Origin of the sequence: Rhizobium mayense (assembly GCF_030272705.1) — a bacterium.
GTDB lineage: Bacteria > Pseudomonadota > Alphaproteobacteria > Rhizobiales > Rhizobiaceae > Rhizobium > Rhizobium mayense.
This window is the reverse complement of record NZ_JARFYM010000018.1, coordinates 42,360-59,606: the sequence shown is the minus strand read 5'-3', so window position 1 is coordinate 59,606 and position 17,247 is coordinate 42,360. Positions and strand designations below refer to the sequence as shown.

The 17,247-nt window shown below is 60.1% G+C and carries 12 protein-coding genes; 6 read left to right on the top strand and 6 right to left on the bottom strand.

Annotated features, from left to right (window positions below; genetic code table 11):
- Positions 1-97: 97 nt before the first annotated feature.
- Entirely contained in the window at positions 98-1,564 is a 1,467-nt protein-coding gene (locus PY649_RS20770) for an alpha-glucosidase/alpha-galactosidase (RefSeq protein WP_285870546.1), read from the bottom strand.
- A 214-nt stretch (positions 1,565-1,778) separates the two neighbouring features.
- Here PY649_RS20770 and PY649_RS20765 point away from each other — a divergent pair, with 214 nt between their 5' ends.
- Positions 1,779-2,681, top strand: coding sequence for an AraC family transcriptional regulator (locus PY649_RS20765; RefSeq protein WP_285870545.1), 903 nt, complete (start codon positions 1,779-1,781; stop codon positions 2,679-2,681).
- A gap of 6 nt (positions 2,682-2,687) precedes the next feature.
- Here the strand turns inward: PY649_RS20765 and PY649_RS20760 are convergent, their stop codons facing one another.
- Both PY649_RS20760 and PY649_RS20755 read right to left on the bottom strand, forming a co-directional pair.
- On the bottom strand, positions 2,688-3,110 hold the full coding sequence (locus tag PY649_RS20760) for a DUF983 domain-containing protein (RefSeq protein WP_285870543.1): 423 nt from the start codon (positions 3,108-3,110) through the stop codon (positions 2,688-2,690).
- 223 nt (positions 3,111-3,333) lie between these two features.
- Entirely contained in the window at positions 3,334-4,737 is a 1,404-nt protein-coding gene (locus PY649_RS20755) for an aminotransferase-like domain-containing protein (protein WP_285870541.1), read from the bottom strand.
- A 224-nt stretch (positions 4,738-4,961) separates the two neighbouring features.
- Between PY649_RS20755 and PY649_RS20750 the strand changes: the two genes are divergently transcribed.
- Positions 4,962-7,205, top strand: coding sequence for a glycoside hydrolase family 2 protein (locus PY649_RS20750; RefSeq protein ID WP_285870539.1), 2,244 nt, complete (start codon positions 4,962-4,964; stop codon positions 7,203-7,205).
- 16 nt (positions 7,206-7,221) lie between these two features.
- On the opposite strand, the gene PY649_RS20745 is transcribed toward PY649_RS20750, so the two are convergent.
- The 3 genes from PY649_RS20745 to PY649_RS20735 form a co-directional block, all read right to left on the bottom strand.
- On the bottom strand, positions 7,222-8,031 hold the full coding sequence (locus tag PY649_RS20745; protein ID WP_285870538.1) for a phosphate/phosphite/phosphonate ABC transporter substrate-binding protein: 810 nt from the start codon (positions 8,029-8,031) through the stop codon (positions 7,222-7,224).
- A gap of 120 nt (positions 8,032-8,151) precedes the next feature.
- Entirely contained in the window at positions 8,152-8,433 is a 282-nt protein-coding gene (locus tag PY649_RS20740) for a type II toxin-antitoxin system RelB/DinJ family antitoxin (protein ID WP_285870537.1), read from the bottom strand.
- Between the two features lie 69 nt (positions 8,434-8,502).
- Positions 8,503-9,735 carry a glycosyltransferase gene (locus PY649_RS20735; RefSeq protein ID WP_285870536.1) on the bottom strand — a complete coding sequence of 411 codons (1,233 nt, stop codon included), beginning with the start codon at positions 9,733-9,735 and terminating at the stop codon, positions 8,503-8,505.
- A gap of 316 nt (positions 9,736-10,051) precedes the next feature.
- Between PY649_RS20735 and PY649_RS20730 the strand changes: the two genes are divergently transcribed.
- From PY649_RS20730 to PY649_RS20715, 4 genes are all read left to right on the top strand, one after another.
- Positions 10,052-11,386 (top strand): polysaccharide biosynthesis/export family protein, encoded by a 1,335-nt coding sequence (locus PY649_RS20730; protein ID WP_285870535.1) that lies wholly within the window; start codon positions 10,052-10,054, stop codon positions 11,384-11,386.
- A gap of 32 nt (positions 11,387-11,418) precedes the next feature.
- Complete coding sequence (locus tag PY649_RS20725; protein WP_285870534.1) at positions 11,419-14,685, top strand: nucleotide-binding protein; 3,267 nt, start codon at positions 11,419-11,421, stop codon at positions 14,683-14,685.
- A gap of 4 nt (positions 14,686-14,689) precedes the next feature.
- Complete coding sequence (locus tag PY649_RS20720) at positions 14,690-15,988, top strand: glycosyltransferase family 4 protein (protein ID WP_285870533.1); 1,299 nt, start codon at positions 14,690-14,692, stop codon at positions 15,986-15,988.
- 149 nt (positions 15,989-16,137) lie between these two features.
- Entirely contained in the window at positions 16,138-16,830 is a 693-nt protein-coding gene (locus tag PY649_RS20715) for a sugar transferase (RefSeq protein WP_285870532.1), read from the top strand.
- Positions 16,831-17,247: the final 417 nt, after the last annotated feature.

The window sequence follows — 17,247 nt, the reverse complement described above, 5'->3', positions numbered from 1 at the left end:
GCCGCGCTCCTCCATCGAACGGGAACCGGCTGGCGTTGCGCGACGGGTCTCCTCCTGAAAGTCCCGTCGCCGCCAACATGCCCCGAACTTCCCTTCGCTAGCCGGCCTGTTTCACGGCTGCTTTTTCCGCTCTCAGCTCCTCGATAGAGCGCACGTTGCGGCTGGCCGCACCCTTCCAGTCACGGGTCTTCACCTTGCCGCGCGACAGACGATCCTTCGCGCCTTCGATGGCATCTGCATATTGCGGCAGCCAGCGGGCCTCGGCGACGATCATTTCATCGACCATTTGCCAGACTTCCTCCGGCGTCGATACGGCGCCGACCAGCGGATCATGCAGAACTGCCAGTTTCAGCAGGTCAAGATCGCCACTGACGGCTGCGTGAACCGACATGCGCTGGACATTGATCGAGGAAATGCAGGTCGCGGCGCAGGCTTCCGGCAGCGTTATACCGGCTACCATATTGATGCCGAACCGATCGACGAAGCCGGGTGACTCGATGATGGCGTCGGCAGGCAGATTGGTGATGACGCCGTTGTTCTTGACGTTGAAGTGACCGCGATAGACGCGATTGGTCTCCAGCGCCTCGAGGATATGGCTCGCATGCTCGTTCGAGCGCTTGGCCGGGTCGATGGGCTTCGAGGCGCTCTCGAGGATCTGCGGGAACTCCGTCTCGAACCAGTTGCGAGTTTCAGTCGAATGGCGGAGATAGCCGCCCGTCTCGCCGTGGATCCAGTCGGACATGTCGATCCACCGGTTGATCTCGTCCGGCCGCTTGCGGTACCAGGGCAGATATTCCGAGAGATGGCCGTTGCTTTCGGTGGAATAGACGCCGAAACGCTTCAGCACGTCGATGCGCAGCTTTTCCTGTTGCGAATAGACCGGATGAGCTTCGAAGGCGGCGATAAGCTCATCCTTACCGATCTTGCGGCCATTGAGGCGAAGATCGACGAACCAGGTCTGGTGATTGATGCCCGAGCAGATATAGTCGAGTTCCGACTTGTCCTTGGCGCCGAGAACTTCGGCGATCTGTTCGGCCCCGTGCTGGACACCATGGCAGAGACCGATCGTATCGACCTTGCCATACTCGATCGCCGCCCAGGTGTTCATCGCCATCGGGTTGGCATAGTTCAGGAACTTCGCACCCGTTTCGGCAACCGCGCGGATATCCTTGCAGAAATCGAGAATAACCGGAATGTTGCGCTGACCATAGAGAATGCCGCCGGCGCAGATCGTATCGCCGACGCATTGGTCGATGCCGTATTTCAGCGGAATACGGATATCTTCGGCATAGGCTTCCAGCCCGCCGACGCGCACGCAGCTGATGACGTAGCGCGCGCCATCCAGCGCCTTGCGCCGTTCCGTCGTGGCCGTCACCCGCGTCGGCAACTTGTTCGCCTCGACGATCCGGTCGAGGATCGCCTTGATCATCGTCAGATTGTGCTCGCTGACATCGGTCAGCGCGAATTCCACGTCTCGGAATTCCGGCACGCAGAGAATGTCGGTGAACAATTTTTTCGTGAAGCCGACGCTGCCTGCGCCGATAATGGCGATTTTGAAACTCATGATCCTCACCTTGAAGTCGATCAAACAATCAGCAGCGGAGAAGAAGATGGTGTTTTCATCCCATGGGCGCGCTGATAGCGCGACAACGGCAAAACCAGCATTTTCTCCTCCTTCTGCCGGTCCTCATCGGCAGGCCCATGCTGTTTTCTGGCCGGAATTATGCCTATAATCATCTGGCCGACCAGAGAACTATTATGCTTTCAAGGGTAATTTTGTGCTGCAAGATTTGATCGCCAACGGCCAAACCATGCGGACGGTTTCGCTGCCGCGCGGACGCCATCGACTGCATGCCATGCCGACCAGCGCCGGTTATGAAATAAGGGACAACGAGCTCTACGATTGGGACGGCCGCCGGCGCGGCCAAACGCCATTCACGGTGTTGCAGCATACGATCAGCGGCAGCGGCCGGCTGCGCTACGAGAACCGCAACTACCGTCTGGGTTCCGGGGATACGCTGCTAGTGCTGGTGCCGCACAATCATCGCTACTGGCTGGAAAAGGGCGAGCGTTGGGAATATTTCTGGATATCGATGAACGGCGAGGAAGCGTTGCGTATCCACCGCCTTATCCTGGCTGCCGCCGGGCCGATGTTGAAATTGCAGCAGTCAACGATCGACCACCTTGCCGATTGCAGCCTGCGGCTTGTCAGGAGCGCCACCACGCCGGCTTCCGCCTCGGCGGTGGCTTATGAAGCCGCAATGGCGCTTTACGACGACGTTTTCGGCTCACATGCGGTCGCTACCGACCGTTCCGCCATGCAGACGGTCATCGACTATATCGACGCCAATCTGGAGAAGCCGCTGCCGGTGAGCGAACTTGCCAAGGTCAGCGGTCTCAGCCGCGCCCATTTCTCACGCGTCTTCGCCGACAGCGAAGGCCTGCCACCGGCCGAATTCGTCCTGCAGCAGCGTATGCAACGAGCAGCGAAGCTATTGACCAAGGCGGCGTTCATTCCGGTCAAGGAAGTCGCGATCATGTCGGGCTTCGACGACGCCAATTATTTCTCGAAGGCTTTCCGACGTACCTACGGCATCAATCCTACAGAATTCCGCACCACCGGCATGTATGCGGCAGTGCGGAGCCCTGGGGAGGAAATCAGGAATACAAGGGCCAGATAGGCCCGCCTATGCGGAATGCGGATGCGGGTCGCCGTCGTGACGCGGCGTTTCCAGGCGCGCCAGCTTACCCTCTTCCGCCTTGTAGAAATATTGGCTCGCCACCAGCCAGCCCTTCAGCGGACGCAGCGGCGGGATACAGGTGAGCAGCATGAACGGTAGTGTCGTGAAGGCATGCACCCAATAAGGAGCCTGGAGGGCGACTTCGAGCCAGACGGCAAGCGCGACGCTCGGGATGCAGGCGAAGCAGATGACGAAGAAGGCAGGGCCATCGGCCGGATCGGCAAAGGAATAGTCGAGGCCGCAGACTTCGCAGGACGGAGCGAGCGTCAGGAAGCCGTTGAACAGATGACCCTGACCACAGCGTGGGCAGCGGCTGCGCACGCCGGTCTGGAACGGAGAAAGCGGTGGCCATGAATCTTCGGATGACATTGTTTTGTCCCTTCCAAAAATCGGGCATTCGCCTGGGGCGTGATGTCCGAGAGCCTCGCAGGCGAAGCGCCCCATGCGGGTCGTCCCGAAGCTGGGCGGCCCTATCGGCAACTTTCAAGCCGCCGGCCGTCCTGTTGAAAGTTGTATGACACGAAATACATACATTGTCAATTATTGTATGCATATTGCTTCGAGATATATGCAGCCGCGGCAATTTGTCCAATCAGATGACGATCGCCGAAGCGGCTGGTGTCTCCGCCAGGAGATCTGCGACAATACCGAGGCTTTGGCGCAGATGTTCGCAGTCTTCCGCGGCGCCGAGCCCAAGACGGACCGCTTCCGGCGCCGGGCCAAGCGCAAAGGCATCGCTGGCCACTACGCCGATACCGGCGGAACGCAGCCGCGCCGTAAACTCGCCACGCGACCAGGCGAAAGGCAGCCGCAGCCAGGCGTGGAAACCCTCGGGATCTACAAGCAGATTGGCGGCAGGCAGCAATTCCGCCGCAATAGCCTGGCGGAGCTTGGTTTCACGGCGGATGGCCGCTAGCACAGCCTCTGCCGTGCCGTCTTCGATCCAGCGGCTGGCGATCGCGGCCGAAAGCGGCGAGGCCATGGCCGAGGTGGCCCGGATGATACCGGCTAGCCTGGTTGCCGCGCGCAGATCCGGTACGGCGAGATAGGCGATACGCAGCGCCGGCGACAGGCATTTGGCAAGGCCGGCAATATGATAGACCCGCTCCGGTGCAAGCGCGGCCAGCGGCGCGACCGGTTGCACCGGCAGCGCGCCATAGGCATCGTCCTCGATAACAGCGACATCATAACGGGCGGCGGTATCGAGAAGGGCCTTGCGCCGTGCCAAAGGCAGGGTAATCGTCGTTGGATTATTGATGGTAGGATTGCAGTAAAGCGCCTTGGGTCGCCTGCTAATACAGACTTGTTCAAAAGCTTCCGGAATCAATCCCTTATCGTCGGTTTCTATAGCGGCGATGGATAGGCGCAAGTGCGCTGCGACCGAGAGGAGGCCGGGGTATGCCAACGCCTCGGCGCAGATGGTGTCGCCCGGAGCTGTCAGCATGCCGGTGACCGCAAGCAGCGCACCCTGAGCGCCGGGACAAACGAGAACACGTTCCGGCCCGATACCGGGCAGCCTGTTGGCGAGCCATCCTGCTCCCGCCTCGCGGTCGCGCGCCGCGCCGCCGGGTTGTTGGTAACGCAGCAGCAGGTCCAGCCCATCGGTGGTTTCCAACCCGCTGATCCCTTGCCACATCCGCGCCGTCAGCACCTGATCGTCGAAGCGTGGCGGCAGGTTCATGCTCATGTCGACCAGCCCGCTCGGAAGAGGCTTTTGTCGCGGCGGCGCCGTCCGGCCCTGGCTGACATAGGTGCCCTGCCCGACCCGACCTTCCACCAGCCCGCGCCTGCGCGCTTCGGCATAGGCCCGGGTGACGGTGGTGAAGTCGATGCCGAGCGCTTCGGCCAGCGCTCGCTGCGCCGGCAGGCGCGTGCCCGTTACCAGACGGCCAGCGCGGATGTCGGCCTGCAACGCATCGGCGATCGCCAGGTAGACCGGTCCCGCCGTCTTGCTGACGGAGGGAGTCCAGAAAGACGTTGCCTGATCATCGCTCATGTCGGTATCTCTCAAGGGAATGTATGTATATTGTATGTTTTTTGGCATTCGAGCAAGAGGGCAGCAATCAGGAAATCCAGATCCGATATCCGATTTCGTTGCACGGTCGCGGCAGGCCTGTATAGATGTCGCCCGACCGCGACAACGTTCGACGTCGCAATCGTACTTTTTCTAACCAACACGCCTTCGTCCAGGGTGCGACGGCTCTATCGATAGGATTGAATATGCGTTCTGTTGTCGCCTTCAATGAATCCTGGACTTTTCACGAGGGGTTCTCGGCCGCCGATGCCGGCAATCTCCATGAAGGGCGGCCTGTCACCCTGCCTCATACTGCGGTTGAGCTGCCGTTCAATTATTTTGATGAAAAATCCTATCAGCGCGCTTTCACCTACCAGAAGGTCCTGCCTTGGAGCGCGGATTTTGCCGGACGTGAAGTCTCGCTGGTCTTCGACGCTGCCATGGCCGATGCGGTCGTCTATCTCAACGGCGAGGAGATCATCGCGCACAAGGACGGCTACACACCCTTCGAAGCGCGGCTGACCGGTCGTCTGAAGGAGGGCGACAACCTGATCACCGTCAAGATCGACGGAAGCGAGAATCCGGAGATTCCGCCCTTCGGTGGTCGTATCGATTATCTCACCTATGCCGGCATCTATCGCGACGTCTGGCTGAAGGTCGCAGCACCTGTCTCGATCGCCAACGTCAAGGTCGAGACCGGTAACGTGCTGGCCGCGGCAAAATCCGCCACCGTTCGCTGCGACATCACCAATCCGCAAGGTCTCGCCTTCAAGGGCACGGTAACCGTCAGCCTCCGCGCGCCTGATGGTACGGCGCTGGCTTCGGCCGTCGCCGAAACCTCGGGCAACAGCGTCACCTTCACCTTCGACAATCTGGCCGGCGTCTCGCTGTGGGAACTCGACAATCCCGTACTTTATACCGTCGAGGCCGAACTGAAGACAGAACACGGTTCCGATCGATATGTCGCGACATTCGGTTTCCGCACCGCCGAGTTCACGGCCGAAGGCTTTCTGCTCAACGGCCGCAAGTTGAAGCTGCGCGGCCTCAACCGTCACCAGGCCTTCCCCTATGCCGGCTACGCCATGGGCCGCTCGGCGCAGGAGCGTGACGCCGAGATCATGAAGCGCACATTGAAATGCAACGTCGTGCGCACATCGCATTATCCGCAATCGACCTGGTTCCTCGATCATTGCGATCGCATCGGTCTGCTGGTCTTCGAGGAAATCCCCGGTTGGCAGCATATCGGCGGCGAAGAGTGGAAGCAGGAATCGATTCGCAACGTTCGTCGCATGATCGAACGCGACTGGAACCACCCGTCGATCATCATCTGGGGCGTACGCATCAACGAATCGCAGGATTCCCACGATTTCTACTCTGAAACCAACCGGCTTGCGCGCGAGCTCGATCCGACCCGCCAGACCGGCGGCGTGCGCTACATCACCGAGAGCGAGCTGCTTGAAGACGTCTATACGATGAACGACTTCATCCTCGGCAACGAGGAGCTGCCAGGCGCCAATCGTCCGCGCACGCCTCTGCGGCCGCAGCAGGAGAATACCGGTCTCTCAAAGAATGTGCCCTATCTGATCACCGAATTCGGCGGCCACATGTATCCGACAAAGATCTACGACCAGGAACAACGGCAGGCCGAGCACGTGCGCCGACACCTGGAGGTGCTGAATGCGGCTTATGGCGATCCTTCGATTTCCGGCGCCATCGGCTGGTGCATGTTCGACTACAACACGCACAGCGACTTCGGCTCCGGTGACCGCATCTGCTATCACGGCGTCATGGACATGTTCCGCGAGCCGAAATTCGCGGCCTATGCCTACGCCAGCCAATGCGAACCATCCGAGGAGATCGTGATGAAGCCCGTGACGATCTGGGCGCGTGGCGAGCGCAATATTGGTGGTGCGCTGCCCCTCATCGTGCTGACCAATTGTGACGAGATCGAGCTGCGTTATGGCTCGCTGACCAAGCGTCTCGGACCGGATCGAGAGAGTTTCCCGCATCTGCCGCATCCGCCCGTCATCTTCGACCATCGCCATTTCACCCAGGACGAATTGGGCGTTTGGGGCATGGAGTGGGAGGACGCGCATTTCACCGGTCTCATCGGCGGCAAGGCTGCCACGACGCTGCACACGGTCGCCGATCCCGTTCCAACGACTCTGGAGGTAAAGGCCGACAGCGTGACGCTTCGCGCCGGCGATCGCGACACGACCCGTGTCATTATCCGTGCACTCGACCAGGCTGGCTCCCGCCTGCCCTTCCTCAACGACATCGCAACAATCAGGATTAATGGCCCCGCCAAGGTCATCGGGCCGGAGACAGTGGCCTTCCAAGGCGGCACCACGGGCTTCTGGCTGCGGGCAACCGGCGAAGCGGGGGCCATCGCCGTCGAAGTTTCGTCCGCGCGCTTTGCGACGCAAACGGTGAGGTTGACGGCGGAGTGACCAGCTGAAGAACGGCTCAGGCGATGACGGGACAACCCAACACAATCGCCTGCCGCTCAAGCTCAACCAGCAGTTCGTAGTCGGCATCGCCGAGAGCCTCGAAACGGCGTAGCGACAAGGTATCGCAGACATTCGCGAGCGTCGGTTCGTTTGCAATGTCGGCGAGAATCTGGCGCAGTAGCGCCAACTTCTCCGCCGATGTTTCCAAGCCGGTGATGAATGGCAAGCCTGGCCCACTGGCCGTTTCCGCGAGAATGCGGACACCCGCGACACGGTCGGGATCGAAGCGCTTGGCATTGCCGAAAGTGATGCAGTCGATCGCGGCGACATCGGCTTCTCCAGCAGCCACGGCATCGACGCTGCGGAGATGCCCGCCGGTTTCGATGACGCGGTTGAAGAAGCGGCCGTTTTCCGCAAGCGGCGCGATGGCGGCGCGGAAGAGATTTGTGCCGGAATTGCTGCCGGGATCGTTGATGGCGGCGATAAGGCCCCGGAGATCGGCAAGCGCCTCAGCCCGCGAATCCTTGCGGACGATGATGAAGCTACGCATCGACGGGCCGTCACAGCCAGGCAGGTCATAGACCGGCGTTGCTACCAGTTGCACCGTGGCCCGCAGCCGCTTGACATAGGGAAAGCCGCAGGTCTGCGCCAGCAGGAGTCCAGGCCGTATCCAGGCTTCGTCATGCGTGATGTCCTTATCCAGTGTCTCGGGAACATCCGTCACGCCGGCCTTGCGCAGCCGGTCGCGTGTATAGGCCCAGAGAGCGTCCGTTGCGGCAACGAGCGGCGGCTGACCGGTATACATGGCAATGTTGCTGAGGCGCATGGGGCGGATTTCTCTGGAGATCGGCGGACGTTGCCAATCACTTACACCGCTCCGGCTGCTGGCGCATCCCGGAAAGCGCATTTGCTCCGTCGAGGCATACACCTTCAACGTTCGGGTACGTCAGGCGTGCCTTCGCGCTGGCGCAAAATGTCTTTCCTCATCGACGTCATAGACATCGGGTCTGACATCTTCGAGCGCCTGCAGAACCTTCGCACGGAACCATGCATCGTGGGTATCGCTGCTGCTGAAGAGTTCGAGTGGCAGGGCGCCCTCATTCGCCGTACGGGTCAGCAGGATGCGGACGGCGTCCGACACCGTTAATCCCATTTTCTCAAGAACGGCCGTCGCACGGTCTTTGATTTCCGCGTCGATTCGGGTCTGAAGCAATACATTCGACGCCATTTCAGCCTCCTTTGGCTGCGCAATAGTATAATGCATTCAAATGACATCTTCCTGCGGCCGAACATGAATTCAAAAGGTCGGTGCGTGCACCGTCACCGGATCGGTCGTGGCGACCCGTTGCGGCGTTTCCACCGCGGGCGCGGGGAATTGTCCCTCGAACAGACGCTGGATGGCGACGGAACTCCGGTTGTTGCTGCGTGGCGAGACCGGTTTGCGTGCCAGTAATTCCTCATCGATGATCGCCTGCATGCCCTCCGTGAAATTGCGGAGGCTGAATTGAGCCGCATGCGCGCGCAGAATGTCCGGGTGGAAGGCAGCTTCATTGTCTTCGAAGTCATGCACCGCTTTGATCAGCGCTTCCTCCGATTGTTCCTCGAACAACATCCCGCTGACTCCGGGAACGACGGTTTCCAGTGCGCCGCCGCTGCCAAAGGCAATGACAGGCCGGCCGCTTGCCATAGCCTCGACCGGAACGATGCCGAAATCTTCTTCCCCTGGGAAAATCAGCGCGCGGCAGCGGGCCAGTTTCTCTTTCAGCACCGAGAACGGCGCGCGGCCGAGAAATGTGACGGTCGGTCCGGCCAAACGCTTGAGGTTCTCCATTTCCTTGCCCTCGCCGACAATGACTAGGTTGCGGTTCATTTTTGTAAAAGCCCGCACCGCGAGGTCGATCCGCTTGTAGGCAATGAGCTGGCCGGCGCAGAGGTAGAAGTCTTCGGTCGCCGCGGCCGGGGTGAAATCGTCGACCGAGACCGGCGGATAGAGGACCGTCGCCGGCCGACGGTAATATTTGCCGATGCGGGCGCTGACATGGTGGGAATTGGCGATGAAGCGATCGACGCGCAGGCTGGTGTTGACGTCCCAGGACCGCAACAATGGCGCCAGCACCGGCAACATCAGTCGCGAGGCGAGACCGGCATTGGAGCGATAGAAATGATAGTGATCCCAGAGATAGCGCATCGGCGAGTGGCAGTAGCAGATATGCGTCGCCTGCGGCGACGGGATAATACCCTTCGCCGGGCCTGATTCGCTGGAGATGATCAGGTCGTAGCCGCTGAGGTCGAAGCTTTCCAGCGCGAAGGGCATCAGCGGCAGCAACGATTGATAGCCCTTGATTGCGCCGGGGATGCGCTGCAGGAACGATGTCGTGACCTTGTGTTTCCTGATCTTTTCGGAAACGCGGTTTTCGTCATAGACGAGCGTGAAGATATCGGCGTCCGGATACATGTCGCAGAGCGCCTCGATCACCTTCTCGCCGCCCCGCATCGACACCAGCCAATAATGAACGATCGCTACCCGCATCCCACCGCCTCCGCCGTTGACCGAGACATCATTGTGCGGGCGGCGAGCAATGCGACAGAACCCACATCGGTCCTCCATCGCATCCAAATGGTTGAACGTCATGACCAAAAGGTCTAGGCGGCGAAAAAGGTTTAAACTCAATGATATATTCGCCGTTACCCCAACGCTGCGCGCCGCCCTTTCTTTCCTCAGAAGGGATTAGGCGTAACCCTACGGCAGGGGATTTACTCGAAATGCGTTCAGGGGATGATCTCAGTCCATAGCGCTGCAGCAAATTTGCAGCGGCGCGACGGACACGAAAACGAGATCGCGCCTCATGTTGACAGTTTCTGCTCTTCACAGACGAGCCCGACGGAAAACGGGCACCATCCTCAGCCTGTTTCTCACGCTCGCACTTTCTGGAACCGCCTTTGTCGACCGGGCAAGCGCCGCGTCCGACCAGGTCTACCACATCAAGCCCCAGACGCGGATGAAGGTGGCGATCGTCGAATGGGTCGCTTCGACCGGCGAATATAAGGAGTGGACGGCGCTGAACGGCGAATATGTCGTCTCCCAGGCCGGCACGATCTCCATCCCGATGATCGGCGAGATGTCCGTCGCCGATAAAACAACCGGCGATGTCTCCGCCCAAATCGGCGACCGGCTGAAGCAAATCACCGGTCTTGCCACCGCGCCCACGGCTTCCGTCGAAGTGGTGAAATATCCGATGCTCTACGTCTCTGGTGCGGTCGAGAAGCCGAGCGAATTCGAATTCCGGCCGGGCCTGACGGTTAAACAGGCCGTCGCGATGGCTGGCGGCCGCGAACGCCGCTCCAGTCCGACCGGTGAATACAACGACGCGCAACAGATCAGCTATGCGGGCGAGATCAATCGGATGGAGCTGCAATTGAAGCAGCTCAGCGCACGGCGCGCCCGATTAATGGCCGAATTGAACGACCAGACGACCATCGATTTTCCGCCGGAAATCAAGGCGGCACCCGAAGGCTCTGCCATCCGGCAGATCATGACCAGCGAAATCGATGTGTTCAATGCCAGGGCTGAAGCGATGCGCCAACAGCTTCAAGCTGCGGCAGAACTCGAAACCTTGCTGCGCAACGAGATCGACATTCTCGATGAGAAAATGGCGTCCCAGGACGAGCAGGTGAAGATCGCCCAGGACGAATTGCAGGACATTTCCAAGCTGGTCGACACTAAGATCCTCACCACGTCGCGCAAGACCTCCTTGGAACGCGTCGTCGCCGACATGCAGAGCGGCAAGCTCGATCTCGTCGTCGCCTCCATGCAGGCCAAGCAAAAGCTGAGCGAAACGGAACGCGATGCGCTGAACCTCAAAGGGCAGCGCAAGACCGAGGTCGGACAGCAACTGCAGGCGACCGAAACCGAAATCGAGGACACCAAGCTGAAGCGCACCACGACGCTGCAACTGCTGCAGATCGCCGGCGCTTCGGTGTCTCGCTCCGAGAGCATGAAGGCGATCGATCTTCAGCCGCTTGAATATTGGGTCACCCGCGGTGGCGACAATGGCACCGCTACCGAGGTGCCGGAAACGGCAGAGCTGCAGCCGGGCGATGTGCTGGACGTTCGCTACAACGTTTCCAACAGCCTAGATAGCGCGATGCTGTCCTCGGCCGATCCCACACAATCTCAATAGATTTTATCGAAGCAAGGTCGGGCGGAAATATCATGGCAGTTCACGAGATTAGTAAAAGCGTACCCGGTGCTCAGTCTGAGGCCAAGCGATCAAATGGAAGCGAATACATTTCCTTTCGCGATATTTGGCGTTTCCTGCATCGTCACATGCTGATCTTCATCGTCGCGACGGCGGTCGGGCTCGGCATCGGCGGGTTCTATGTACAGACCACCCAGCCGATCTACACAGCGACGACGCGGCTTGTGATGGACCCCGAACAGGGTCGCATTGCATCCCAGGATGCCTTCACCGGCACAGTCATAATCGAAGCTGCCGAGATTGCCAGCCAGGTCGAAATCGTCAAATCGGAGGCGATCGCCCGCGCAGTGATCGAGAAGCTCAATCTCAGCGAAGACCCTGAGATCGTCGGCGGTATGTCGTGGCAATCGGAGCTGCGCGACCAGCTGCATGGTCTTATCTCTTATTTCAAGCATTCCACCGACGAACCCGTCAAGGCTGCGCCGACCGAAGACGATCTGATGCGCCGCACGATGGCTTCGTTCCTCTCGCATGTCACGGTCAATCGTGTCGGCCAATCTTACATTCTAGAAATCGGCTACAGTTCCATCGATCCGCGCAAGGCTGCGCTGGCCGCCAACGCCATTGCCGCCGCTTACATTCGCACAGGGCTCACCGAGCGCGCCTCAGCGGCGCAAAGCGGCGCGAAATGGCTAGAGACTCGGCTAATCGAAGTCGGGCGGCAGGCGCGAGAAGCCGCAATGAGCGTCGAAGAATTTCGCGCCAAGAACGGCATCATGGAGATCAGCAGCTCTTCCTCGCTCGATCAGCAGCAATTGTCGGAGATCAGCAGCCAGGCGCTGGCGGCCCGGGCACAGACGGCGGCCGAATCCGCCAAGCTTGCGACCCTCAACCGGCTGATGGCCGGCGAGAAGGTCGAGGGCGATGTCGACGAGATGATCAACAACCCGCGGGTACAGAAGCTGCAGGAAGATCTCGGCGCGGCGACGACCAAGCTCAACAATCTGGCCAGCCGGTACGATGTCGGCAACCCGGCAATTGCGGCCGCCCAAGATGAGATCGATCGGATTAAGGGTGAGATGCAGAAGGAATACGCCCGCATCCAGGCCGTCTACCGCTCCAACCTGGAAGTGGCGCAAACTCGGGAGCAACTGCTCAACGACGAACTGGCCGCGCTGACGGAGACCGGCACAGACAAGAACCTGGCGCGTGTCGAACTCTCCGAAATGGAGAGCCGGGCGACGACCTATCGCCGGATGTATGAAAGCATCCTGCAGCAGCTGATCGGCGCGCTGCAGAAGGAATCCTTCCCGCTCGGCAATGCTCGCATCGTCACGGCCGCCGCCGTGCCCTTGGCGAAGACCTGGCCGAAATCCTCGATCGTCATCCCCTTCTCCGCCATGCTTGGCCTTGCCGCAGGGCTCGGAGTAGCGCTCATGCGCGACGGGATGGATCGGCGCGTTAGCTCCAGCGAAAAGCTGCGGCGCGAGCTCGGCATCACCTCGCTCGGCCATGTGCCCGTCTACGCTAGCCCGGCCTTCGTGCCTGGTCATGTTGTGGCGGCTAGCACCTCCTGGCGACGAACGATGTCGCCGCTCAGATCCGTGCTCGACACGCCCTACTCGCAATTTTCCGAAGCTTTGCGGAGGGTAAAACATTCGGTCGACTCCGCCTTCCCGACGAACGCGCCGATGGTGATCGGCATCACCTCGGTCGGCACGGGCGAAGGCAAAACGACGATCGCGACCAATCTCGCTCAGCTCTATCAGAACGAGGGAGCGTCGGTGGTGCTGGTCGATGCCGATTTCCTCAACGCACGCTTGAGCGGTGTGGCGATGGAATCGGGAGCGGATTTTGGCATGGAAGTGCTGCGCATGAACGAAGTGCCGCGACGCTATTCCGTCGCGCATGAAAACGGCCTATCCATTGCGACCATCGAACATGATCCGGAAGCCGACCGGCAGGCAGCTCAGGCCTATGGCGGCGGCGTTCCGGTCGTTACAGTCGACGAGACGGAGAAATCCGTCGCCGCGTTCCAGCGCTATGGCCACCTACCGGCACTAAAGGCGGAGATCGATCTGCTGCGCCGGCGCTATAAGGTGGTCATCGTCGACATGTCGGCTTTCGAGGATTCGGCCGATACACGCGTCATCTGCTCCTATCTCGAAGGCATCGTCGTCGTTGTCGGACATACCAACAAGATGACGGTGGAACGGCTGTCCGACGCGCTGGCAAGCTTCGGTACGACGCCGATCAATATCCTTGGCATCATTGCCAATCGCAGCAGCGAAAAGCGCCGGCATGTCGAACGCCGTCATTGGTGGCGCAAACCGCAGGCTCGCGAAACCCGCTTTACCGACAGGCGGCTCGAAGGCCGGCCGTCGGGCCGTCCACTCAAGCTTGTTGTCGGCATTGCGAGCACCGGTCGTCGGGACATCCTGTCCTCGATCCTTCCGCATATCGCTCGCCAGACGCGCAAGCCCGACGAAGTGGTCGTCTGCCTTGCCTCTCCGGAAGACATCGATCCGAGCTGCCTACGTGATCTGGATTTCGCCGTGCGGGTGCTGATTTCCGAGCGGGGGCTTTGCCGCCAGCGCAACCGGATCCTCGACAATACTCCGGATGCCGACATAGTCCTCTTCCTCGATGACGATTTCCTCATGACGCCGAATTATCTGGAAGAGACCGAACGGCTGTTCCAGCTCCATCCCGACATCGTCATGTGCACCGGCACAGTACTTGCCGATGGCATCACCGGCCCCGGTATTTCCGTCCGCGACGGATTGCGGCTGGTCGAATCCAAGAGCCGGCGGCGGTCGGAGCCGGTGGCACGGTTCCAGCCGATCTACAATGCCTATGGCTGCAACATGGCTATCCGCACCACAAGCATCAAAGCTGGCAATCTGCGCTTCGACGAGAACCTGCCTTTTTATGGCTGGCTCGAGGATGTCGATTTCAGCCGGCTCGTCGCCCGATATGGCCAGGTGGTGAGCGCCAAGCAACTGGAAGGCGTGCATCTCGGCACGAAGGTCGGCCGGTCGCCAGGCATCCGGCTCGGTTATTCGCAGATCGCCAATCCTGTCTATCTCATGCGCAAGCGTACCATGAGCTTCCGCCACGCTTCGATCCAGATCAGCCGCAACCTGATTGCCAATTTCGTCAAGGCATGGCGGCCCGAGCCTTGGGTCGATCGCAAGGGGCGCCTGAAGGGCAATGCAATGGCCTGCCTCGACCTGCTGAGGGGCAAGCTTGCGCCGCAAAATGTCGAAGCGATGGAGTAGTCTTGTGACCTTGCCCCGTCCCGATAGGGTCGTCATCATCAACGACCGCTCCGTCAAGGTCGGCGGAGCGTCGAACCTGGCGATCCTTTCTGCCGATCTGTTGCAACGCGCCGGAATTCCGGTCGCTTATTTTGCCGGCGATGCCCCCGGGGGCGATCCGCCGGCGCCCGATACCATCAATCTCAATGGTCAGCCCCTGACACAGCAGGGGCGCATGAGCGCCCTTGCCGGCGGGCTCTACAGCAGGAGCGCGTACACCGCCCTGCAGGGCCTCATCGCTCGCGGAGACACGCCAGCTACGATCTACCATGTGCATGGTTGGTCGAAGATTCTGTCGCCGTCGATTTTTCGGGCGCTGTGGCCGGTGCGCGAGCGCGTCGTCCTGCATGCCCATGACTATTTCCTGTCATGCCCGAACGGCGGCTTTGCGAATTATCGCAAGAACGATGTCTGCCATCTCACGCCGATGTCGATGCAATGCATGATGACGCAGTGCGACAAGCGCGGCTACCACGAGAAGGTCTGGCGATCGGCGCGGCATCTGCTGCGCGAGCACTTTTACCCGACCCGCCAAACGCCAGCCAATATCGTCATCGTGCACCAGCGCATGCGGGACTATTTCGACCGCAGCGGCATGGGATCAGACAATATCGAGATCATCCGTAATCCTGTCGAACCCTTTCTGAAGCAGCCTATGGCGCCGTGGAACAAACATGATTTCTTCTTCGTCGGGCGGCTCGAGCCCGAAAAAGGGTTTGAAGATGCTGCTATGGCGGCGCGGCTTGCCGGCGTAGATCTCCATATCATCGGCGACGGCGCCGGCCGCGCGCTGCTGGAGCGCCACTACCCCGAGGTGGTCATTCATGGATGGAAATCCAAGGAAGAGATGCGAGGCATCATCGCCGGTGCCCGCGCGCTCGTCGTTTCCTCGCGTGTGCCGGAGCCTTTCGGGCTGGCGGCGCTAGAGGCCGTGACCAGCGGCATACCAGTCATCCTCCCCGACGCCGCGCTTCTCAGTCAAGAGATTGCCGAGCTTGGCTGTGGAGTGACGTTCCAGAGCGGCAAGGTGGAATCGCTTGCCGCCGCGATGCGCCGGCTTGCGAGCGACAACATGCTGATCCGCCTGATGAGCGTCAATTGCATACGCCGGTCAAGCGGTCTAGCCCACACGCCAGCCTCCTGGCGCGATGCGCTGATCTCTCTCTACGGTCGCATTCTGGAGCGCGCGGCCAGCCCCAGGACGGCCCCGACCGCGATCGAAGATGATTATCCCGAAACAGCTGAACAGTCGCCGATCGGGTAGTCGAGTAGACGAATTACCCGCTGACCTAGCCGAGCTTTCCCGGCTTTACGTCAATGGGACTAGGGCAATACCCGCAGGGTCAATTGTCAAGTTTCGGGGCAACTGGCAGCTTTGCGGTAATGGTTCGGAATGTCGAGAGGTTCCCAAAAATGCTGTCGGCTTTTGATGGCTATGCTCATGACGAGCAATCGCTTCACGATTTGAAACAGACAGCGAGGCGCAGCCGCACCAAGCGCGCTGTCGATTTTTCGCTTTCGGTCGTGGGGCTTCTGTTTCTCGCTCCCGCACTTCTTTTGATCGCCATCGCGCTGCTATTGGTCGATGGCCGCCCAATCATCTACCGCCACACGCGCATCGGTCGTGAAGGCCGCACGTTCGAGTGCCTGAAATTCCGCACGATGCGCAGGGATGCCGATGCGCGCCTGGCCGAATTGCTGGAGCGCGAGCCGGAGCGGAAGAAAGAATGGCTGGCCACCCGGAAGCTGATGAACGATCCGCGTGTGCACTGGCTTGGCAAATACCTGCGCATGAGCAGTGCCGACGAACTACCGCAGCTCCTCAATGTGCTGCGTGGCGAGATGAGCTTGGTCGGGCCACGCCCAGTCGTGGCTGCGGAACTCGAGCGCTACGGATCGCAACTGCACTGCTACGTGGCGCTGCAGCCCGGCATCACCGGCCTGTGGCAGGTCAACCGATGCGCCGACACCTCCTATGAGGAGCGTGTGCAGTTCGACGTCGACTATTACCACACATGCTCCTTCTGGACGGACATCGCCATTCTTTGGCAGACCGTCGGCGTCGTGCTGCTTGCTCGCAATGAAAAGGAACGACTCACCAAATGAAGAAGATGGCGACCGCAGCCCAGATAGCGAGACAAAACAATATCAGCAGCCAACGAAGTACAAATTTCTGCCGCGGGGAGCGCCGCTGCCCGGTTGTGGCGCGATCGGGATCGACGTCCTTCATGACCTCTTTTGCTTGTTGTCTCATGACTGTTTACGAAAAGCCCTCGGTTGAGCGAGTACCAGTTAAAACCAATTTGGGCCTGGACGGCAGCTTACGCAACGTTAGGCCATTCAACGCCAATTTACTTGGTTTTTTGATTGTTCCCCATGGCGCAAGATTGTGTTCCGAATGGGAACAATACGTCAGTTGTCTACAGCATAGCCGGTTTTCCTTAAGGAAAACCATTCAATATTACGAGGCAGTGATGAGTCAACGGTGGATAAACCGGGGGATTTTCGCGTCCTTTCATTCGG